Here is a 21,240-nt window from a genome sequence, read left to right on the forward strand (position 1 = left end):
GTTGAAGTGGTCCACTCGGGGCAAGCGAACTCACCTGCTCTTTCTGTCACTTTCCTGCTTAAAGGTTCTTGCATATGTAGTTCCCATAACGGACGTCTCGACGGCTCTGCTCACCCTTGACACCCCTCTAGGTCTAGGCCAAGCTCCGGCTACTGGTCTACACCACTGGGGGCCAGGCGAGGAGGGGTGACATGAAGCGCAAACTCATCGCGGCCGTCGGTGTCGCGGGCATGTTGATGTCGGTCGCGGCCTGTGGCGGTGACGACGGTGACAGCGGCGAGAAGGCGGGGGCCGACGGTTTCAAGGGCGAGACCCTGACCGTCTGGGCCATGGACGGCTCCACACCGCCCGGTTGGACCAAGGACCTGACGGCCGCCTTCGAGAAGAAGACGGGCGCCAAGCTGAAGTTCGAGACCCAGAAGTGGGACGGCATCCAGCAGAAGATCACCACCGCACTCTCCGAGTCGACCCCGCCGGACGTCATCGAGGTCGGCAACACCCAGACCCCCGCGTACGCGGCCACCGGTGGCCTCGCCGACCTGAGCGACCTCAAGAGCGAGATCGGCACCGACTGGGCCGAGAACCTCAACGAGTCCGCGGTGTTCGACGGCAAGCAGTACGCGGCGCCCTGGTACTTCGCCAACCGCGTCGTCATCTACAACAAGAAGGTCTGGGCCGACGCCGGCATCAAGGGCACCCCGAAGACCCGGGACGAGTTCTTCGACGCCCTGGAGACCATCGAGAAGAAGACCGACGCCGAGCCGATGTACCTGCCCGGCCAGAACTGGTACTTCTTCGACGGCCTCACCATCGGGCAGGGCGCCGACCTGGTGAAGAAGGAGGGGGACAAGTACGTCTCCAACCTCTCCGACCCCAAGGTCGCCGCGGCCATGGAGATCTACAAGAAGTACCAGTCCTTCTCCAAGGCCCCCAAGGACAAGGACGAGGCGACCCCGCAGCAGGCCGAGGTCTTCGCCAAGGGCAACGTCGGCGCCATCGTCGGCATGGGCTGGGAGGCCGGCACGGCCATCGCCGCCAACAAGAAGATCGAGAAGGACATCGGCTACTTCACCATCCCCGGTGAGAGCGCCGACAAGCCCGAGGGCGTCTTCCTCGGCGGCTCCAACCTCGCGGTGGCCGCGGGCAGCAAGAAGCAGGAACTCGCCAAGGAGTTCCTGAAGATGGCCCTGAACGACAAGTTCGAGGGCGCGCTCGCCAAGGAGAACGGCGTCATCCCGAACAAGGAGTCGCTCAACTCCGTCCTGGTCGGCAATGTCGTCGCCGAGGCCGCCGCCCCGGCCGCCGCGCAGGGTGGCACCACGCCGCTGATCCCCGAGTGGGCCGCCGTGGAGAACACCCCGAACCCGATCAAGACCTACATGACCGCGGTTCTGAAGGGGAAGTCGCCCGCCGACGCCGCCGAGCAGGTCGAGGCCGAGATCAACAAGCGGCTCTCGCAGAGCAGCTGATCACCTGCGCGCCGGGGGCGGCCCTGTCCGTCCCCGGCGCGTCGGCGCATCCAGCGATCTGCGACTCCTGATTGTGGAAGAGATGGCGAGCATGTCAGTGCAGACCGAACGCACGGACACAGGCACGGCCGCGGCGCCCGGTGTCCGTAAGACCGACTCATCACCGCCCGGCCCGGAGGCCCGTACGGGTACGAAGACGCGCGGTGGCGCGTCCGCCCCCTACCTCCTTCTCCTGCCCGCGCTGCTCGCCACCCTGGTGCTGCTCGGGTGGCCGCTGGTCAAGAACGGCATGCTGTCGTTCCAGAACCTCAACCCGCGCCAGCTGATCCTGCACCTCACCGAGTGGAATGGCGGCGACAACTACAAGGAGGTCCTGGGCAGTTCGGACTTCTGGAAGGTCGTCCAGCGGACGGTCGCCTTCACCGCCGTCAACGTCGTCCTCATCATGGTGCTCGGCACCCTCGTCGGCCTGCTGCTCGCCCGGCTCGGCAAGCGCATGCGGCTGCTGCTGATGCTCGGCCTCGTGCTCGCCTGGGCGATGCCGGTGATCGCCGCGACCACGGTCTACCAGTGGTTGTTCGCCCAGCGCTTCGGCGTCGTCAACTGGCTGCTCGCCAAGGCGGGCTGGGAGTCGATGGCCGACTACAACTGGTTCGGCACCCAGTTCTCCACGTTCTCCGTGATCATCCTGCTGATCGTCTGGCAGTCCATCCCGTTCGTGGCGATCAACCTGTACGCCGCCACGACGACCATCCCGAAAGAGCTGTACGAGGCCGCCTCGATCGACGGGGCCGGGACGTGGAAGAGCTTCACCTCGGTGACCTTCCCGTTCATGCGGCCGTTCCTGTGGGCGACGACCTTCCTCGAGGTCATCTGGGTCTTCAAGGCGTTCCCGCAGATCTTCGCGATGAACGCGGGCGGCCCGGACCGGCTCACCGAGACGCTGCCGATCTACGCGTTCGTCGAGGGCCCCGGCAACCAGCACTACGGGATGGGCTCGGCGATCTCGTTCCTGACGATCCTCATCCTGCTCGGCCTGACGGCCTATTACCTTCGTACCGTTCTCAAGCAAGAGGAGGACGAGCTGTGAAGCGCTCACCTTTCGCCCGGCTGTGGCCCAACGCGACGGCCCTCGTCCTCTTCGTCGTCTTCGCGTTCCCCGTCTACTGGATGTTCGCGACCGCGCTGAAGCCGACCGGCGACATCATCGCGGACGACCCGGTCTTCCTGCCGACCGACATCACCTTCGACCACTTCCAGCGGGCCGTCGACGCCGACCACTTCTGGACGCTGGTCGGCAACTCCCTGACGGTGACCGTCCTTTCGGTGGTCTTCTCCCTCGTCATCGCGCTGCTCGCGTCCTTCGCGCTGGCCCGTATGCGCTTCAAGGGCCGCCGCGGTTTCATCCTGACCTTCATGATCGCGCAGATGGCGCCCTGGGAGGTCATGGTCATCGCGATCTACATGATCGTGCGCGACGCGGACCTGCTCAACAGCCTCGTACCGCTCACCGTCTTCTACATGATCATGGTGCTGCCCTTCACCATCCTGACGCTGCGCGGGTACGTCGCCGCCGTGCCGAAGGAACTGGAGGAGTCGGCGATGGTGGACGGCTGCACGCGCAGGCAGGCCTTCGTGAAGGTCATCTTCCCCCTGCTGGCCCCAGGCCTGATGGCCACCTCGCTCTTCGGCTTCATCACGGCATGGAACGAATTCCCCCTGGTCCTGATCCTCAACAAGGGCATAGAGAAGCAGACGCTCCCCCTCTGGCTCTCCAGCTTCCAGACGACGTTCGGCGACGACTGGGGGGCAACGATGGCGGCGGCCTCGCTCTTCGCCGTACCGATCCTGGTCCTCTTCGTCTTCCTCCAGCGCAAGGCCGTCAGCGGACTCACCTCCGGCGCGGTGAAGGGATAACGCCACCCGATGACCACCATTGCCTCCGGCACGGACACGCTGACCCGTGACGCCCTTGCCGTCCTGCAGCCCGGCTTCACCGGGATCTCGGCTCCCTCCTGGCTGCTGCGGCGGCTCGGCGAGGGCCTCGCCTCCGTCGGCCTGTTCGGCCGCAACATCGCATCGCCCGCCCAACTTGCCGCTCTGACCGCCCAGTTGCGCGCGGAACGCGACGACGTGCTGGTCGCCATCGACGAGGAGGGAGGTGATGTCACGCGCCTCGAGGTCCGTATGGGGTCGTCCTTCCCGGGCAACCACGCACTGGGCGCCGTCGACGACGTCCGGCTGACCGAGGCGGTGGCCCACGAACTGGGCCGCCGACTGGCCGCGTGCGGCGTGAACCTCAACTGGGCGCCGTCCGCCGACATCAACTCCAACCCCGACAACCCCGTCATCGGCGTACGGTCCTTCGGCGCCGACGCGGCACTGGTGGCCCGGCACACGGCCGCGTACGTATCGGGGCTTCAGTCGGCCGGAGTCGCCGCCTGCACCAAGCACTTCCCGGGCCACGGCGACACGGCGGTCGACTCGCACCACGCGCTGCCGCGCATCGACGCGGACCTGTCGGTCCTGGAGTCCCGCGAACTGGTCCCGTTCCGCGCGGCCATCGAGTCGGGCACACGCGCCGTGATGAGCGCGCACATCCTGGTCCCGGCCCTCGACCCGGACCGCCCCGCCACCCTGTCGCGCCGCGTCCTCACCGGGCTGCTCCGCGAGGAGCTGGGCTACGACGGCCTGATCGTCACCGACGGCATGGAGATGCAGGCGATCGCGGGGACGTACGGCATCGAACGGGGGAGCGTCCTCGCGATCTCCGCGGGCGCCGACGCCATCTGTGTGGGCGGGGGGCTCGCGGACGACGCGACGGTGCTGCGGCTGCGGGACGCGCTGGTCGCGGCCGTCCGCTCGGGTGAGCTGGCCGAGGAACGGCTGGCGGACGCGGCGGCCCGGGTACGTGCGCTGGCCGCCTGGACGGCATCGGCGAACGAGCGTGCGCCGGCCGGGACTTCAGGGCCGGGCGGCTCGTCCTCGGACGCGGTGTCCGACATCGGGCTGGTGGCGGCGCGGCGTGCGCTGACCGTCACGCGCGGAGCGCACTTCGCGCCGGTCACCGAGGCGCCGTACGTCGCCGCCCTCACCCCCGTGGCCAATATCGCCGTCGGTGACGAGACCCCATGGGGCGTCGCCGCCGAACTGTGCCGCTTGTTGCCGGGCACGGAGACGGGGAGCTTCGCGGGGGAGCGGGCCGGCGCCGATGCGCTCGCGGCCGCGGGTTCCCGCCGGGTGGTCGTCGTGGTCCGTGACGTCCACCGCCACCCCTGGATGGCCGAGGCCCTCGACACCCTGCTGGCCGCCCGCCCCGACACGGTCGTGGTCGAGATGGGCGTGCCGCAGTCGCCACCCCGGGGCGCGCTCCACATCGCCACGCATGGAGCGGCCCGGGTGTGCGGGCTGGCGGCGGCGGAGGTCATCGCCGGGGCGTGAGCGGACGGGCACGGCTGCCGTCATACGGGCGACCACACTCACGCAGAAAAGGTGCCGGGTTCACCACGGGGGAACCCGGCACCTTCGTACCTCTGTGTCGTGAGGTGTGTCGTCAGATGGGTCGTGGGGTCCGCCTAAATGCCCTGCCACGCGGGCTTGTTGGCGTAGGTGTGCCGGAAGTATTCGGCGAGCTTCAGCTTGGACGCGGCCGCCTCGTCCACGACGACCGTGGCATGCGGGTGCAGTTGGAGCGCCGACGCGGGACACACCGCGGCGACGGGCCCCTCGACGGTCGCGGCGACGGCATCGGCCTTGCCCTCACCAGTGGCGAGCAGCACCAGGTGCCGGGCCTCCAGAATCGTCCCGATCCCCTGCGTGATCACGTGATGCGGCACCTGCTCGATGTCGCCCTCGAAGAACCGCGCGTTGTCGACCCGCGTCTGCTCGGTGAGCGTCTTGATCCGCGTCCGCGAGGCGAGCGACGAACACGGCTCGTTGAACCCGATGTGCCCGTCGGTCCCGATGCCGAGAAGCTGAAGATCGACGCCGCCCGCCTCGGAGAGCGCCTTGTCGTAGGCCTCACACGCGGCCCGTACGTCCTCGGCGGTTCCGTCCGGTCCCATGAACGCGGCCATGTCCAGCCCCAGCGGTTCCAGCACCTCACGCCGGAGCACGGACCGGTACGACTCGGGATGCTCGGCCGGCAGTCCCACGTACTCGTCGAGCTGCGCGACCCGCGCCCGCGAGGCATCCACGGCCCCGGAACCCACCTTCGCCGCCAGCGCCTCGTAAATGGGCAGTGGCGTCGAGCCGGTGGCCACTCCGAGCAGCGCGTCGGGCTTGTGCCGGAGCAACTCCGCCATGGCCTCGGCAATGAGCTCGCCACCCGCCTTGGCGTCCGAAACGATGACAACTTCCACGCTGGGCCTGCCGTTCTGAAGGGGGACTCAACTGGACATGTGGTATAGACCAATCTACCAGAACGCCCCCTCGCCAGATCGCCCTCGCCGACCACCCCGGGCCGGGACACCATCACGCGCCCGCGCCACCCGCAGGCCAGGCCTGCTCCCGCACGTCGCCTGCTCTCGTCCGCCGGCCTGCTGCCGTCCGTCGGTCCGCGCGTGCGTGCCAGCCTGCTCTCGCCCGTCGCCTGTTTCCGTCCGTCGGTCCGTTCGTGCGTGCCGACCCGCTCTCGTCCGTCGGCCTGCCCTCGCGCGTCGGTCCGCTCCCGCGCACGGCCTGTTCCTGCACGTCGGTCCGCTCCCACGCACGGCCTGCTCCTGCGCACCGGCCCGCTCTCGCCCGGCGAGCGGCACGCCTCCGGCCAGGACGGCACGCCTCCGAGCCGGGACCGCACGCCTCCGAGCCGACGGTGACACCCAGGATGGAGGTGTCACCCCACCACCATCGAATCCCACCCCGAGCAGGCGCCGCCCGCCCCCGGGGAGTGGAATGGAGACCCACGCACGCCACGGCAATCCCGACACCACCGACCGCGGAACACGCGCCCCTGCCAACCCTGGAGGGGGAGGCCCCTCGCCCACCGCGGAACTCACAGCCGCGCACACCGCACACCGCACAGCAGCCTCCGGGAGGAAACGTCATGACCGCCACCCCGCCGGACCCCCAGCCCGGCGCGCAGCCGGCATCCCCGACGGCTGCCCGAGCCGTCTCCGCGACTGCTCCTCAGGCCGCCGCCCAGGCCACCTCATCGCCTCCCGCCCAGCCCGACCGCCCCGGCCGGATCATGGCCCGCGAGATGGCCGAGCAGCCCGCCGTGCTGCGGCGGATCCTGGAAGAAGGGGCGCCGCGCATCCACGAGGTGGCCCAGCAGGTCGCGAACCGCAAGCCCCGCTTCGTGCTGCTCACCGCCCGCGGGACCTCCGACAACGCCGCCCTCTACGCGAAGTACCTCCTGGAGATCCGCCTCGGCCTGCCGTGCGGCCTCACCTCCATGTCGACCACGACGGCCTACGGCGCGCGCCCCGACCTCACCGACGTCCTAGTGATCACGGTCAGCCAGTCCGGCGGCTCCCCGGACCTCGTGGCCTCGACCCAGGCCGCGCGCGAGGCCGGCGCCATCACGCTCGCGGTGACCAACAACCCGGACTCGCCCCTGGCCGCCGTCTCCGAGTACCACATCGACATCATGGCCGGACCGGAGAAGGCGCTCCCCGCGACCAAGACCTATACGGCCTCCCTCCTCGCCCTCTATCTCTTCGTCGAAGGACTGCGCGGCGGCGACGGCGCCCAGGCCAAGGTGCTCCCCGACCTCGCCGAGCAACTCCTCGCCCGCCAGGACGAGATCCGCACCCTCGCCTCCCGCTACCGCTTCGCCGAGCGCATGGTGATCACCTCCCGCGGCTACGGCTACCCCACCGCCAAGGAAGCCGCCCTCAAGCTCATGGAGACCAGCTACATCCCCGCCCTCTCCTACTCCGGCGCCGACCTTCTGCACGGCCCGCTCGCCATGGTCGACAACATCTCCCCGGTCATCGCGGTCGTCACCGACGGCAAGGGCGGCGCGGCACTCCAGCCCGTCCTCGACCGGCTGCGCGGCCGCGGCGCCGACCTCGTCGTCATCGGCCCCCGCCCCCAGGTCGAACAGGCCTCGGCCGGCTTCGTCCTGCCCACCGAGGGCGTCGCCGAGGAGGTCCAGCCGATCCTGGAGATCCTCCCGCTCCAACTCCTCGCGTACGAGGTCACCATCGCCCGTGGCCAGGACCCGGACGCCCCCCGGGCCCTCGCGAAGGTCACGGAGACCCACTGAGGCCCGCGGGCCGGGCCGCTCTTTGGCCGCGGGCTCGTTGTGCCTTGGCGCGCCCACGATGGGGGTCCCCTCGATCTGGGGTCCCCAGGCCCGCCCTTAATGGGGGTCCCAGGCCCGTCCTTAATAAGGCACTGGGTAAGGCACCGGGAGAGAGCCGAGAGTGGAGGAAGAGCGGGGGAGGAGCCGCATATGTCGCAGCCCCGCGCCCCTCCAAAAGCAGCGCCCGATCTCCCGTCGAAAGGACGCGGCCGCCCAGCCGGGCTCAGGTCAGCGAACCACCCGTCGCGTCCATCCAGTGCCCCGTCACCCACCGCCCGTCGTCCGAGGCGAGGAACGCCACCACGTCGGCGACGTCCGCCGGCGCTCCCACCCGCCCCAGCGCCGATATCGCCGCGGCCTGGGCCCACGCCTCATCGCTCGACCGCAGCCAGCCGGACGTGTTGTCGGTGTCGATGATTCCGGGCGCGACCGTGTTCACAGTGATGCCGCGAGGGCCCAGCACCTTGGACAGGTCGCGCGTGAGGATGTCCAGGGCGCCCTTCGTCATCGCGTACGCCATCTTGTCGGGCATCGCCGCGGTGCGCGCGAGGCCCGAGGAGATGTTGATGATCCGCCCGCCGTCCCGCAGCCGGGACGCGCCGAGCTTGGTGATGAAGTGCGGCGCCTTCACGTTCACCGCGAAGACCCGGTCGTACTCCGCCTCGTCGATCTCGTCGAACGGACGCGACGTACCGATCCCGGCGTTGTTCACCAGGATGTCCAGGCTGTCCGCGTGCCGGTCGAACTCCTCCCACAACGCGTCCGCGTCGCCCGGCACCCCAAGCTCCGCCCGCAGCGCGAACGCGGAGCCGCCCGCGTCCCGGATCGCGGCCACCGTCTCCTTCGCCGCCACCTCATTGCTCCCGTAGTGCACGGCCACCCGCGCGCCGTCCCGCCCGAGCCGCTCGGCGATACCCCGCCCGATACCCCTGCCGCCACCCGTCACCAGTGCCGTCCTGCCCGTGAGCACGCCCATGCCGATGCCTCCTCCAGATTTCTCTAGCGGTCGATACAGAAAAAAACCGTACAACACCCCACCGACATTTCTCTAGCACCCGCTATAAAATCCACCCCATGGTGAGCGCGCAGGCGAGCAGTCAGCAGACCGGGCCGGAGGCCGGGCCCGAGACCGGGCCGGAGACCGGGGCCAAGCAGCGAGGGCGCGGCCGCCCCCGCTCCTTCGATCGTGAGACCGCACTGGAGAAGGCGATCCTCGCTTTCTGGGAGCACGGCTACGAGGCGACCTCCGTCTCCGACCTCACCAAGGTCATGGGCATCGGCGCTCCCAGCCTCTACGCGGCCTTCGGCGACAAGCGCTCGCTCTTCGATGAGGTGGTCCGCGAGTACGGCACGAGATACGGCTCGTTCGGCGACCGGGCCCTCGCCGAGGAACCGACGGCCCGTACCGCGGTGGAGCGGATGCTGCGCGAGGCCGCGGCCGAGTACACGGAGCCCGGCCGTCCGCATGGCTGCCTCGTCATCCACGCGGCCACCAACTGCACCACCCCGGAGGTCGAGGAGTCACTCCGCGACCGGCGCAACGCCAACATCGCCGCCATCGAGAGCCGCATAAGGTCCGGCATCGCCGCAGGCGAGCTGCCCGCGGACGCCGACGCGGCGGCTCTGGCCCGGCATACGGGCGCCATGATCCAGGGCATGTCCCAACAGGCGCGCGACGGAGCCGCCAAGGAGGAGTTGGAGGCACTCGCGGAACTGGCCATGGCAATCTGGCCCCGCTCGTGAACCGACCGGGGTTAGGCTGCGTGGTGGATGTAGGACGCGAGTTGTTGGATAAAGAGACAACAACAAACATCCGTCAACGCATGGACAGGCGACAGTGGTCTAGTCCAGAATGCGTATAAAGCTTGAGAATGCAACTGAATGATCAGGAGCACGACCAGGCAGACTGAAACGATCAAACCGTCTGAATGATCAAGCCTCCGTCTTCCCCGCACAGGAAGGCGGACCGAGGAACCGTTGCTCTCTGCCCTGACTGCACCGGCTCCTCATCCTTCGGCCGACCGGGACCGCACACCCCGCGGCCGATGTTGCTCCGGGCTGCGGTGCCGGGAGGGTTGAGGGTCCCTCTCAGGCGCCGCGGCCCGCGGGTGTTTCCAGGCCCATGCGCTTGGCTGATTTCGGGGCTTGTCGTACGAGACGGGTACGCTCGCACACGTGCCCTCCATGAACGACCTCGTCCACCAGCACACCGCCCTCGGTCCCTCCGACCTCGAGTGGCTGCATCTGCTGGTCTCGGAGTGGCAGCTGCTCTCCGACCTCTCCTTCGCCGACCTCGTCCTGTGGGTCCCCACGCGCGACGGCACCCGCTATGTCTCGGTCGCCCAGATGCGGCCCAACACCGGACCCACCTCGTACCAGGACGACATGGTCGGCCACCTCGTCCCGCGCGGCCGCCGCCCCATGCTGGACGTCGCCCTGGACGAGGGCCGGATCGTGCGCGAGGGCGACCCGGAGTGGCGCGAAGAAGTCCCCGTACGGGTCGAGTCGATTCCCGTACGCAGGGAGGGGCGCGTCCTGGGGGTCATCGCCCGCAACACCAACCTGCTCACCGTGCGCACGCCCTCGCGGCTCGAACTCACCTATCTCCAGAGCGCGTCCGACCTCGCCCAGATGATCGCGGCGGGCTCCTTCCCGTTCCCCAACCAGCAGGTCGACATGGACGCCTCGCCACGTGTGGGCGACGGCCTGATCCGGCTGGACGCGGACGGCGTGGTCCAGTACGCGTCGCCGAACGCGCTGTCGGCGTACCACCGTCTGGGCCTGGCCGCCGACCTGGTCGGCCACCACCTGGGCAAGACCACGGCCGAACTCGCCCCGTCCCGGGGTCCGGTGGACGAGGCGCTGGCCAAGGTCGCCAGCGGATGGGCGCCCCGCGAGTTCGAGATCGAGAGTGACGACGGCGTGATCCAGTTGCGCGCGATCCCGCTCAAACCCAAGGGCACGCGGGTCGGTTCACTCGTACTCCTCAGAGACGTCACCGAACTGCGGCGCCGCGAGCGCGAGTTGATCACCAAGGACGCGACCATCCGGGAGATCCACCACCGGGTGAAGAACAACCTCCAGACGGTCGCGGCCCTGCTCCGCCTCCAGGCCCGCCGCATCGACTCCGACACGGGCCGCGAAGCCCTCGAAGAGGCCGTGCGCCGCGTCGGGTCGATCGCCATCGTGCACGAGACGCTCTCCCAGAACCTGGACGAGCGCGTGGAGTTCGACGAGATCGCCGACCGGGTGCTCGCCATGGTCGCCGAGATCTCCCCGGGCAAGGTCACCGGCCGGCGCACGGGCCGCTTCGGCATACTCGACGCCGAAGTCGCGACCCCGCTCTCCATGGTCCTCACCGAAGTCCTGCAGAACGCGCTGGAGCACGGCTTCCGCGAGGGCGACCGCGGCACGGTCGAGGTGTCGGCGGTCCGCGGCGGCAGTTCCAAGGAGACCCGCCTCCTGGTCACCGTCCAGGACGACGGCATCGGCCTCCCCGAGGGCTTCGACCCGCACCGCTCGGGCAACCTGGGCCTGCAGATCGTACGGACCCTGGTGGAGGGGGAGTTGGGCGGCACCTTCGACATGGTCCCGGCCCCCGAGCGCGGCACGCAGGTCGTCCTGGACATTCCTGTGCCCTCCCGCAAGTAAGAGCCTGTGTCCTGCTCCCCGGCCGGGCGCCCGGGATATGACACAGGCTCTGACCCGCAGACCCATCCGCACCATTACTTCACGCACACGCTACGTAATCATCGTGGGCCTCGGCAGGCGCCGAACGACCCACGAAGACGCAGCTGCAAACAGCAATGAACCCCGGACCACTTGATGGTCCGGGGCTCACAGTGCTCACTGGTGATGCGCATCGGGGGTACTGCGCGCTGCGGCTCGGGGGCGGGAGATGCGTACTCGCTGTACGCGCCGCCAAGCTCAGGCTGTTACGGGGCGGGTTGTCAGGCGGATGCCTGACGTGCCCGGTTGCGGGCGGCGCGGCGCTTCATGGCGCGGCGCTCGTCCTCGCTGAGACCACCCCAGACGCCGGAGTCCTGGCCGGACTCGAGCGCCCACTGCAGGCACTGCTCCATGACGGGGCAGCGACGGCAGACGGCCTTGGCTTCCTCGATCTGCAGCAGCGCAGGACCGGTGTTGCCGATGGGGAAGAAGAGCTCGGGGTCTTCCTCGCGGCAAACGGCGTTGTGACGCCAGTCCATGGCTGCTACCTCTCCTTGGTATTACATGCACGTTGCTTGTGAATGTGAACGCTTTCACGAATCCCTCAACAAGTGAAGGGCCGACCGCCAGACGGACTGACGTGGTCCTGTGATTTGAGGAGGGGTTCCGGCTCTCTGTGGGGGCGATGTTGCGGCCCGTCCCGAGCGCCACGTAGAGACTCGCAAACCTCAGCGGCGGATACAACCCCTACCGGAAAGTTTTTTTTGATTCCTCGGTGTCGACTAGGTCACAGCCGTACTTCCATGGGGTGGATCCTGGCCTAAACGTTCGAGTGGAAGGACTTTAGCCCGTTCCGCTCACACAATCACACGCAGTGCACGGCGAACGCCTGTGAACGTCACGCTCGTACGTAGCCCTAGGTGGTCGCCGTCCATCTGGAGGGGGAGCGGGGCCTTCGAATGCAAGGTGAAGTCCGTCAGGTCGTGCAGGGAGACCGCGTGCTTTCCATGGGGTCCGCGCTCGGGGGACGAAGCGAGCAACTGGGTGCCATACCGGGCAACCGCGACCGTCGACATGCGGCTGAGACCGAGTACATCGAGGCCGGTATCGAACGAGGCCTTAGGTGACGCGTACACCGGGCGATTGCCCAGATACGTCCACGGAGAGGTGTTGCAGACTATCGACAGCACCAAACCGGTCACCGGGTCGGCGTCGGGGCGTTCCAGCGTGATGGTCCCGTGGCGGCGGTGGCTCTCCCCGAAGAACTGGCGCATCGCCTGGCGCAGGTAGAGGGAGTGTGTGGAGCGCTTGCCGCGCTCGCGGTGCTGTTCGACGCGGCCGACCACGCCCGCGTCGAAGCCGAGGCCCGCGTTGAAGGTGAACCAGCGGGCGGGGACGCCCTCGTCCTCGCTGCCCGGGGTGCCCGCCGCGAGGCCCAGGCCGACCGTGCGCTTCCGGCCCTCGCGCAGGGCGTCGAGGAGGGCGCCGGTGGCCTCCACGGGTTCGTTGGGCAGGCCAAGGGCGCGGGCGAAGACGTTGGTGGAGCCGCCGGGGACGACGGCCAGACCGGGCAGGCGGTCGGGGTCGGGGCCGTTGTGCAGCAGGCCGTTCACGACTTCGTTGACCGTGCCGTCGCCGCCGAGGGCGACGACCAGTTCTATGTCCTTGCTCTCCGCGGCCTGCCGGCCGAGGTCCCTGGCGTGCCCGCGGTACTCGGTGGTGACCGCCTCGAGTTTCATCTCGCTCGCCAGCGCGTGGATCAAGACGTCACGCGTGCGTGCGCTTGTGGTGGTTGCTGCCGGATTGACCACGAGAAGTGCACGCATGCGATGCAGCGTACCTACCGAGTGGTACTCGGCCCATACCGAGGTAAGGCTCGGGTGAGAGGGGGAGTGCGCGGCGCGTGCCCGGGAGACGCCCCGGGGCCGTTGGCGGGCAAGGGGTGAGGGCTACTCTTCAGGGGTGAGCTCTGAGCAGAATCCCACCCCGGACAACCCCGACGCCGAATCCCGCCGCCCCGGGCGACTGACCGCCGCGGCGGCGCTGGCCGCGCTGGAGGGGCTCGCCCTCGTCGTCGGTGGCGTCTACATGCTCGTGATGGGTCTCACGGGCCACCCGGACGACCGGAGCCAGGCCGTCACCGGGGGCGTGACGCTGATCGTGCTCGCGCTGCTGCCGTTGCTGGCCGCGCGCGGGCTGCTCCTGCGGCGCAGCTGGAGCCGGGGGCCGGCGATCATCACGCAGATCATGGCGTTGCCCGTCGCCTACAACCTGCTTCAGGCCGACAGTCTCGCCATTCCCGGGGGGATCGCGCTGGCTGTGGTGGCTGTCGCGTCGTTGGTGCTGATCGTGAATCCCGAGACGACGCGGGCGTTGGGGATCACCGGGCCCGGTGGGGTACGGGAGCCGAAGTAGTACGGGTGCGTTGAGGACGTACTGAATCTGCGGGTCGGTGGGGGCTCGTCGCCCCCCTCTCGGCTTCGCTCGAGCGGGGGACCCGCCATCGCGGCGGAGCCGCAAACGTCACAGCCCCGCGCCCCTGAAAGCCTCCGGTGCCCGTGCCCCAGAGACGAACGGTTGCCGGCGCCGCTGAAAGCAATCGCCCGCGCCCCTGAACAGGGGCGCGAGGTCTGCTACTCCTCCACCAGCAGCTTTTCGCGGAGCTGGGCCAAGGTGCGGGCCAGGAGCCTGGAGACGTGCATCTGGGAGATGCCGACCTCCTGGGCGATCTGGGACTGGGTCATGTTGGCGAAGAAGCGCAGGAGCAGGATGCGCTTCTCGCGCGGCGGGAGGTCCTCGAGGAGCGGCTTGAGGGACTCGCGGTACTCGACGCCCTCCAGGGCCTCGTCCTCGGCGCCGAGGGTGTCCGCGACCGCCGGGGACTCGTCGTCCGTGTCGGGGACGTCCAGGGACAGCGTGGAGTACGCGTTGGCCGACTCCAGACCCTCCAGGACCTCCTCCTCCGAGATGGCCAGCTTCTCGGCCAGCTCATGCACGGTGGGGGAGCGCCCGTGCTGCTGCGAGAGCTCCGCGGTCGCCGTGGTCAGCGCGAGCCGCAGCTCCTGCAGCCGGCGCGGCACGCGGACCGCCCAGCCCTTGTCCCGGAAGTGCCGCTTGATCTCGCCGACCACCGTCGGCGTCGCGTACGTCGAGAACTCCACGCCGCGCTCCGGGTCGAAGCGGTCGACCGACTTGATCAGGCCGATGGTGGCGACCTGCGTGAGATCGTCCAGCGGCTCACCGCGGTTGCGGAAGCGGCGCGCGAGGTGCTCGACGAGCGGCAGATGCATCCGGACCAGCTGGTTGCGCAGCTCCGCGTACTCCGGGGTGCCCTCCTTCAGCTTGCGCAGCTCGATGAACTTGGCCCGCGCCCCGCTGCGGTTGTGGGGGTCGTGCTGCGCGCCTGAGGTGCCGCTGTCGGCGTTTCGTTCGTGCTCGTGCTGCTCGCTCATGATCCCGCCCGTCACCTGCCGCCGCCCTTCCGAGGACGCTCCCCCAGACTCCGTCCGGGGGGACCCCCACTGCGCGGCAACGCCTGGATCCTGTCGCCCGTCACGGCCGGAGAGCGCCTCGTGCTCGCCCTCGTCGATCGGCTCTGCCCGCTGAGACACTTCGGCCGCCGAGGAGTCGTAGTCCTCCGGGTGCGGCCGGGCGTGCTGCTCGGGGATGCCTTCGACACCCTCCGCCAGGCGCCGAGGCCCGCCCAGGCCGTCCTCGCCCTCGGCGGGAAGTTCCCGTGTGCCGCGCTCTTCGTCCCGCACCGGCCCGTCCCCGTTCCTCACGCCGGCCCGGGTCCCGCGCCGCGCTGTTTGTAGAGGCTGATCGAAACGGTTTTGTCGTCGGCCACCGAGGAGGAGACCTTGCCCGCGAGGGCCGACAGCACGGTCCAGGCGAACGTGTCTCGCGCGGGGGCGTGGCCGTCGGTGGTCGGGGCCGAGACGGTCACCTCGAGCGAGTCGTCGATCAGGCGGAAGACACAGCTGAGCACCGAGCCCGGCACCGCCTGTTGCAACAGGATCGCGCAGGCCTCGTCCACGGCGATGCGCAAGTCCTCGATCTCGTCGAGGGTGAAGTCCAAACGCGCCGCGAGGCCGGCCGTGGCCGTGCGCAGCACCGACAGGTAGGCACCCGCAGCCGGCAGCCGGACTTCCACGAAGTCCTGGGTCGCGGGCTCGCCTGCGATCTGGGACACCCTCACCTCCAAGGTGGTACAAGCTCTTTCGGGGGCCGAGGGTCGCCCCCCGGGGTAACGCGCTACATAGTTCAGCGGTGACGCTATCGCGCTCTCAGGTTTTCTGTCCCCGGGACCCCAACCCCTTGCTGTCACTCATAGTAAACCTATGGATACGCACAGTGGCTAGGGGTCTGCGGGCCCAATTGGGAAGAGCGCGCGCCGGGTTGACGTACCCAGACGTCAGACGGTCGAACCGTCCGGATCCCTTGTCACACGAGTACGTGGTCGACGAAGCACCAGCGCCAGCTTTCCCCGGGTTCGAAGGTGCGCATGATCGGATGCTCCGTCTCCTTGAAATGCTCCGTTGCGTGCCGCATCGGCGACGAGTCGCAGCAGCCCACGTGACCGCATTCCAGACACAGCCGCAGCTGCACCGGGTGCGTGCCCGCCGCCAGGCACTCCAGGCAGGTCTCGCTCAGCGGTGCGGGTTCTGGATGCGGCAGCGCGTCGGCGTGCGTGCACTGTTTCATGATTGCCAGATTACGTCGGGCGTGCGGGAATCCGCGCAGAAACGAAGGCGGGCCGAAGCCGATGCATGTGATGCCCCTCCTCCTGCTGGTGGCGGGCAGTGCCGTGGTGGCGGGCGCCGCCCGCCGCACCCCGGTGCCCGCACCGCTGCTCCTGGTCACGGCGGGCCTGATCGTCTCGTACGTGCCCGGGGTGCCCGAGTACACCCTCGACCCCCACGTGGTGCTGCCGCTGCTGCTGCCCCCGCTGCTCTACACCGCGGCCACGGACAGCTCGTACCTCGATCTGCGGGCGCAGATCCGGCCGGTCGCGCTGCTGTCGGTCGGGTACGTGCTGTTCGCGACGCTCGTCGTCGGCTGGGCCGCGTATCTGATCGTGCCGGACCTGTCGCTCACCGCGGCGCTGGTGCTCGGCGCGATCGTGGCGCCGCCGGACGCGGTGGCGGCCACCGCGGTGGCCCGCCGGGTCGGGCTGCCCTCGCGGGTCACCACGATCCTGCAGGGCGAGTCCCTGGTGAACGACGCCACCGCGATCACCGCCTACAAGGTGGCGCTCGCCGCCGCCGTCGGGGAGGGCGCGACCTGGGCGGGCGGCATCGGCGAGTTCCTGCTCGCGGCGATCGGCGGCGTCGGGATCGGGCTCGTCCTGATGGTGCCGATCCACTGGCTGCGCACACACCTGAAGGAGGCCCTTCTCCAGAACTCCCTCTCCTTGCTGATCCCCTTCTTCGCGTACGCGGTCGCCGAGCAGGTGCACGCCTCCGGAGTGCTCGCCGTGGTCGTCGTCGCGCTCTATCTGGGACACCGCAACTGGGAGGTCGACTTCGCGACCCGGCTCCAGGAGGAGGCAGTGTGGAAGATGGTCGCGTTCATCCTGGAGTCGGCCGTTTTTGCACTGATCGGCCTGCAACTGCCGGTCGTCCTCAAGGGTCTCGGGGAGTACGAGGGGACGCGCGCCGCCTGGTACGCGGTGGTCCTCTTCCTGGTGGTCGTCGCGGTCCGTTTCGTGTGGGTGTATCCCGCGACCTACCTGCCGCGCGCGCTGTCCGCGCGGATCCGGGAACGGGAGGGTGACCTGACCTGGAAGGGGCCGTTCATCATCAGCTGGGCCGGGATGCGGGGCGTGGTCTCGCTCGCCATCGCCTTCTCGATCCCGCTCACCATGGAGGGAGGGGAGGACTTCCCGGGCCGCAATCTGATCCTCTTCCTGACCTTCACGACGGTGATCGGGACGCTGGTCGTGCAGGGGCTGACGCTGCCTCCGCTGATCCGTCTGCTGAGGCTGCCGGGGCGGGACCAGCAGGCCGAGACGCTCGCCGAGGCGAACGCCCAGGCGCAGGCGTCCCGGGCCGCCGAGCACCGCCTGGACGAGCTCCTGAGCGACGAACGCAACGCCCTGCCGCCTCCGCTCGCCGACCGCCTCCGTACGGTCCTGGAGCGGCGCCGCAACGCCGTGTGGGAGCGGCTGGGGACCGTGAACCCCGTGACCGGAGAGACCGTCGACGACACCTACCGGCGGCTGTCGCGCGAGATGATCGGCGCCGAGCGGGAGGTGTTCGTGAGGCTCCGGGACGGTCGCTACATCGACGACGAGATGCTCCGGACGCTGTTGCGGCGGCTGGATCTGGAGGAGGCGGCGGCATTCCGGGAGGCGACGTAGCGGAGCACCGCTCTCCTGAAGCGGGTGTCGCAGGTTCGAATCCTGCCGGGGCACCATGCATTACGTCGCTGACCTGGATTCCCCCAGGGAGGCGTTCCACTCGGCCTCGGACTCCTCGCCCGGGGCCGTTTGCGTGGTATCAGGCCACGCTGCCCCCTGGCCATGCACACCTGTCGCGTGGGACGGGAAAGTCTTCGAAACATTCGAAGGGCTGCGCTTGGAAGTTTGATCTCGCAATCCCGGGCGGCAACGAACGTCTCAATTCACTCCATCGAGCACGGCCATGAGCAGGTTAAACGCCTCCCAGGGAGTGTTTTCCGTTGAGCGAATGTTTCGGGATCAATGTCGAAACTGTTGACAGTTGGCAGGGTCACACCAAAACTGTCGCCGTTGGCAGAGCTCAACCACTGTCGACGCGGGCTGGCACGAACCACCCGCCGACACAAGTTGCCCAGCCCCGTCGGTCTTACGAGGACGAGGAGGAAGCACGCTCATGAACGACGGACCCGCACACCCGACGCGCCGCAGCGTCTGCACCCTGCTGCTGGCCACCGGAACCGCGTTGGCCCTGCCCGGCACCGCCGAGGCGGCCACGGTCATCACCACGAACCAGGAGGGAACCGACAACGGGTACTACTACTCGTTCTGGACGGACAGCCAGGGCACGGTCTCCATGACCCTGAACTCCGGCGGCAACTACAGCACCTCGTGGAGAAACACCGGGAACTTCGTCGCCGGCAAGGGCTGGAGGAACGGCTCGCGCCGTACCGTGACCTACTCCGGCAGCTTCAACCCGTCCGGCAACGGCTACCTGTGTCTCTACGGGTGGACGTCGAACCCGCTCGTCGAGTACTACATCGTCGACAACTGGGGCACCTACCGGCCCACGGGAACGTACAAGGGCGCTGTCACCAGCGACGGCGGCACGTACGACATCTACCAGACCACGCGCTACAACGCCCCGTCCGTCGAAGGCATCCGCACGTTCAACCAGTACTGGAGCGTCCGGCAGTCGAAGCGGACCGGTGGCGCCATCACCACCGGCAACCACTTCGACGCCTGGGCCCGCGCCGGAATGCGCCTGGGGAGCTTCAACTACTACATGATCCTCGCCACCGAGGGATACCAGAGCAGCGGGAGTTCCAACATCACGGTGAGCTAGGCCAGTTCGGAGAGGGGGCGGCTGCGGAGCAGCGGTCGCACGGCGGCCGTGACGACGAACGTGCCGTCCCCCTCGGGATCCTCTCCCCCTGGCTCCTTGCCCCCTCTCCATCCGGAACATCGGCGCCGGCTGTCCCAGTCCCAGGCGCCGACCACCGAATCCCCCAGGCTGGAGGACCGCTCCTCATGAAAGCCACGCCACGTCTCTCGCTACTCGTCGTCGTCGCGCTCGCTGCCGCCGGCACCCTCACCGTCGACACCGCCGCCCCGGCGCAGGCCGCCACCTGCAACGGGTATGTCGGGCTCACCTTCGACGACGGCCCGTCCGGCAACACCCCGGCCCTGCTCAACGCGCTCACCCAGAACGGGCTGCGGGCCACGATGTTCAACCAGGGCCAGTACGCCGCCGCCTACCCGGCCCAAGTCAAGGCGCAGGTCAATGCCGGCATGCAGGTCGGCAACCACAGCTATACCCACCCACATCTGACCCAGCAGAGCCAGGCGACGATCGACTCGGAGATCTCCCGGACCCAGCAGGCCATCGCGGCCGCGGGCGGCGGTACGCCGAAGCTGTTCCGGCCGCCGTACGGCGAGACCAACTCCACGGTGAAGGCCGTCGAGGCCAAATACGGCCTGACCGAGATCATCTGGGACGTCGACTCGCAGGACTGGAACGGCGCGAGCACCGACGCGATCGTGGCAGCGGCCGGTCGGCTCACCAGCGGCCAGGTCATCCTCATGCACGACTGGGCCGCCAACTCCCGCGCAGCCATCCCCCGCATCGCGCAGGGGCTGGCAAGCCGCAGCCTGTGTGCCGGCATGATCTCCCCGCAAACCGGCCGCGCCGTGGCTCCGACGGCAGCAGTGGCGGCGGGAGCGGCACGATGAACGTACCGTCCCCGGCGAAGGTCAGCACGCCCTCGGCCATCAGCGCCACCCACCCCAGCGCCCAGATACTGACCGCCAATCCGAACGGCAACGACAACAGCAAGTGGACCTGGCCGGCAGTCTCCTGCGGCACCGGCTGACCCCGCACCAGGCGGCGTGGCGGCCACGGTCGCCGCGCGTCGGCGGAGAGGCGCCCAGCGGAACGGATTCAGCACACATGAGGCCGGGAAACCCCGTGAACATGTGAGAACTGCGGAGGAGTGTTTTCCCAGGCCAGAACCCCTACGGTCGACGTTTCAACAGGTCACAGGCTTGCCTGGGGGGAAACTCCTGAAGCGGGTGTCATGTCTTCGCGAGAGGGCGGCCGGTGACGACCGCCGCGATCGTCGTCCCGCGCGGGAATGCGTCTTCCTCCGCCAGGACGACAAGTCCGTACAGCAACTTGGCGACATAGAGACGCTCGACCGGCAGTCCGTGGCGCCGCTCGAAGTCGGCCGCGAACGCGTCGAGTTCAGGGGGTGTACGGGCGTATCCGCCGAAGTGGAAGCGGTCGTCCAGGGACCAGTCGCCGCGGGGGCCGCCGAAGGCTTCGGCTTGGAGCGTACGTACCTCCGCGCCGAGGAAGCCGCCCTTGAGAACGGGGATGCCCAAGGCGCGCTGACCTGGGGCGAGGCCGGCGGCGAGGCCCGCGAGCGTGCCGCCCGTGCCGCAGGCGATCGCGGCCACGTCGATGCCGCCGTGGTCGCTCAGCTCCTCGCCGAGGGCCGTACAGCCGCGTACGGCAAGGGAGTTGCTGCCGCCCTCGGGGACCACGTACGCGTCCTCGCCCGCGGTCGCTCGGAGGATGGCGGCCAGTGTCTCCGGCTCGCCCTTGCGGCGGTACGTCGACCTGTCGACGAAGTGGAGCCGCATGCCGTCGGCCGCGCACTGGGCCAGGGACGGGTTGAGGGGGCGGTCGGCGAGTTCCTGGCCGCGGACCACGCCGATGGTGGGCAGGTCCAGGAGACGGCCCGCCGTGGCGGTGGCCCGCAGATGGTTCGAGTACGCGCCGCCGAAGGTGAGGACCGTGCGGCCCGCGGCCGCCCGCAGGTTCGGGGCCAGCTTGCGCCACTTGTTGCCGATCAGCTCCGGGTGGATCAGATCGTCCCGCTTGAGCAGCAGCCGCACACCGTGCCGCGCGAAGCGCTCGTCCGTGACCTCCCGCAGAGGCGACGGCAGCCGCGGCCGCAGGGCGCCAGGGGCGCCTGGGGCGAGTGCGTCGGGGGTGTCGGGACTGGTCACCCACCCATTGTCGGCCACGGCCCCCTGCGGGGCTTGGGCCGGGGACATCGCGCGGGCTATCGCGGGCTGGTCGCGCAGTTCCCCGCGCCCCTAAAAGACGGGGCTGCGCCCCTGTCTTTGTGTCTTTGGGGGCGCAGCCCCTGCGTTTAAGGGGCGCGGGG

20 protein-coding genes are annotated in these 21,240 nt (G+C 69.2%); 12 read left to right on the forward strand and 8 right to left on the reverse strand.

Annotated elements, in window-relative coordinates; genetic code table 11:
* The first annotated feature begins 191 nt into the window (after window positions 1–191).
* The 4 genes from GAS53_RS20675 (at window position 192) to GAS53_RS20690 (ending at window position 4,910) form a co-directional block, all read left to right on the forward strand.
* Window positions 192–1,469, forward strand: a complete 1,278-nt coding sequence (locus GAS53_RS20675; RefSeq protein WP_151479121.1) for an extracellular solute-binding protein — start codon at window positions 192–194, stop codon at window positions 1,467–1,469.
* A 91-nt stretch (window positions 1,470–1,560) separates the two neighbouring features.
* Entirely contained in the window at window positions 1,561–2,559 is a 999-nt protein-coding gene (locus tag GAS53_RS20680) for a carbohydrate ABC transporter permease (protein WP_192583202.1), read from the forward strand.
* A complete protein-coding gene (locus GAS53_RS20685; protein ID WP_151479122.1) occupies window positions 2,556–3,386 on the forward strand; it encodes a carbohydrate ABC transporter permease in 831 nt (276 codons plus the stop codon). The genes GAS53_RS20680 and GAS53_RS20685 overlap by 4 nt, the downstream gene beginning before the upstream one ends.
* A gap of 9 nt (window positions 3,387–3,395) precedes the next feature.
* Complete coding sequence (locus tag GAS53_RS20690) at window positions 3,396–4,910, forward strand: glycoside hydrolase family 3 protein (RefSeq protein WP_151479123.1); 1,515 nt, start codon at window positions 3,396–3,398, stop codon at window positions 4,908–4,910.
* A gap of 134 nt (window positions 4,911–5,044) precedes the next feature.
* Here the strand turns inward: GAS53_RS20690 and nagB are convergent, their stop codons facing one another.
* Window positions 5,045–5,830 (reverse strand): glucosamine-6-phosphate deaminase, encoded by a 786-nt coding sequence (gene nagB, locus GAS53_RS20695; RefSeq protein WP_151479124.1) that lies wholly within the window; start codon window positions 5,828–5,830, stop codon window positions 5,045–5,047.
* An 827-nt stretch (window positions 5,831–6,657) separates the two neighbouring features.
* On the opposite strand from nagB, the gene GAS53_RS20700 reads away from it, so the two are divergent.
* On the forward strand, window positions 6,658–7,680 hold the full coding sequence (locus GAS53_RS20700) for an SIS domain-containing protein (RefSeq protein ID WP_151479146.1): 1,023 nt from the start codon (window positions 6,658–6,660) through the stop codon (window positions 7,678–7,680).
* Between the two features lie 262 nt (window positions 7,681–7,942).
* Here GAS53_RS20700 and GAS53_RS20705 read toward each other — a convergent pair whose 3' ends face one another.
* The gene (locus GAS53_RS20705; protein WP_151479125.1) at window positions 7,943–8,695 is read right to left on the reverse strand and encodes an SDR family oxidoreductase; all 753 of its coding nucleotides are present in this window, start codon (window positions 8,693–8,695) and stop codon (window positions 7,943–7,945) included.
* A gap of 89 nt (window positions 8,696–8,784) precedes the next feature.
* On the opposite strand from GAS53_RS20705, the gene GAS53_RS20710 reads away from it, so the two are divergent.
* Both GAS53_RS20710 and GAS53_RS20715 read left to right on the forward strand, forming a co-directional pair.
* The gene (locus tag GAS53_RS20710; protein WP_404829259.1) at window positions 8,785–9,462 is read left to right on the forward strand and encodes a TetR/AcrR family transcriptional regulator; all 678 of its coding nucleotides are present in this window, start codon (window positions 8,785–8,787) and stop codon (window positions 9,460–9,462) included.
* A 441-nt stretch (window positions 9,463–9,903) separates the two neighbouring features.
* Complete coding sequence (locus GAS53_RS20715) at window positions 9,904–11,370, forward strand: sensor histidine kinase (protein WP_192583204.1); 1,467 nt, start codon at window positions 9,904–9,906, stop codon at window positions 11,368–11,370.
* Between the two features lie 299 nt (window positions 11,371–11,669).
* On the opposite strand, the gene GAS53_RS20720 is transcribed toward GAS53_RS20715, so the two are convergent.
* Both GAS53_RS20720 and GAS53_RS20725 read right to left on the reverse strand, forming a co-directional pair.
* Entirely contained in the window at window positions 11,670–11,927 is a 258-nt protein-coding gene (locus GAS53_RS20720) for a WhiB family transcriptional regulator (RefSeq protein WP_016639615.1), read from the reverse strand.
* 318 nt (window positions 11,928–12,245) lie between these two features.
* Window positions 12,246–13,214 carry a diacylglycerol/lipid kinase family protein gene (locus tag GAS53_RS20725; protein WP_151479128.1) on the reverse strand — a complete coding sequence of 323 codons (969 nt, stop codon included), beginning with the start codon at window positions 13,212–13,214 and terminating at the stop codon, window positions 12,246–12,248.
* Between the two features lie 136 nt (window positions 13,215–13,350).
* On the opposite strand from GAS53_RS20725, the gene GAS53_RS20730 reads away from it, so the two are divergent.
* On the forward strand, window positions 13,351–13,803 hold the full coding sequence (locus GAS53_RS20730) for a hypothetical protein (RefSeq protein WP_151479129.1): 453 nt from the start codon (window positions 13,351–13,353) through the stop codon (window positions 13,801–13,803).
* A gap of 218 nt (window positions 13,804–14,021) precedes the next feature.
* On the opposite strand, the gene GAS53_RS20735 is transcribed toward GAS53_RS20730, so the two are convergent.
* The 3 genes from GAS53_RS20735 to GAS53_RS20745 form a co-directional block, all read right to left on the reverse strand.
* Complete coding sequence (locus GAS53_RS20735) at window positions 14,022–15,149, reverse strand: RNA polymerase sigma factor SigF (protein WP_225859009.1); 1,128 nt, start codon at window positions 15,147–15,149, stop codon at window positions 14,022–14,024.
* A gap of 17 nt (window positions 15,150–15,166) precedes the next feature.
* On the reverse strand, window positions 15,167–15,580 hold the full coding sequence (locus GAS53_RS20740) for an ATP-binding protein (protein ID WP_055512819.1): 414 nt from the start codon (window positions 15,578–15,580) through the stop codon (window positions 15,167–15,169).
* Between the two features lie 251 nt (window positions 15,581–15,831).
* On the reverse strand, window positions 15,832–16,092 hold the full coding sequence (locus GAS53_RS20745) for a UBP-type zinc finger domain-containing protein (protein WP_151479131.1): 261 nt from the start codon (window positions 16,090–16,092) through the stop codon (window positions 15,832–15,834).
* 61 nt (window positions 16,093–16,153) lie between these two features.
* Between GAS53_RS20745 and GAS53_RS20750 the strand changes: the two genes are divergently transcribed.
* The 4 genes from GAS53_RS20750 (at window position 16,154) to GAS53_RS55255 (ending at window position 19,938) form a co-directional block, all read left to right on the forward strand.
* Window positions 16,154–17,749 carry a Na+/H+ antiporter gene (locus tag GAS53_RS20750; RefSeq protein ID WP_151479132.1) on the forward strand — a complete coding sequence of 532 codons (1,596 nt, stop codon included), beginning with the start codon at window positions 16,154–16,156 and terminating at the stop codon, window positions 17,747–17,749.
* A 493-nt stretch (window positions 17,750–18,242) separates the two neighbouring features.
* Window positions 18,243–18,911: a glycoside hydrolase family 11 protein gene (locus GAS53_RS20755; RefSeq protein ID WP_151479133.1), complete on the forward strand. Its 669-nt coding sequence runs from the start codon at window positions 18,243–18,245 to the stop codon at window positions 18,909–18,911.
* Between the two features lie 185 nt (window positions 18,912–19,096).
* Complete coding sequence (locus GAS53_RS20760; protein WP_151479134.1) at window positions 19,097–19,798, forward strand: polysaccharide deacetylase family protein; 702 nt, start codon at window positions 19,097–19,099, stop codon at window positions 19,796–19,798.
* Window positions 19,795–19,938, forward strand: a complete 144-nt coding sequence (locus tag GAS53_RS55255) for a hypothetical protein (RefSeq protein ID WP_192583203.1) — start codon at window positions 19,795–19,797, stop codon at window positions 19,936–19,938. The genes GAS53_RS20760 and GAS53_RS55255 overlap by 4 nt, the downstream gene beginning before the upstream one ends.
* A gap of 202 nt (window positions 19,939–20,140) precedes the next feature.
* On the opposite strand, the gene GAS53_RS20765 is transcribed toward GAS53_RS55255, so the two are convergent.
* Window positions 20,141–21,079 (reverse strand): 1-aminocyclopropane-1-carboxylate deaminase/D-cysteine desulfhydrase, encoded by a 939-nt coding sequence (locus GAS53_RS20765; RefSeq protein ID WP_225859010.1) that lies wholly within the window; start codon window positions 21,077–21,079, stop codon window positions 20,141–20,143.
* Window positions 21,080–21,240 lie beyond the last annotated feature (161 nt).

It is taken from the genome of Streptomyces albicerus (assembly GCF_008905045.1).
Lineage (GTDB): Bacteria > Actinomycetota > Actinomycetes > Streptomycetales > Streptomycetaceae > Streptomyces > Streptomyces albicerus.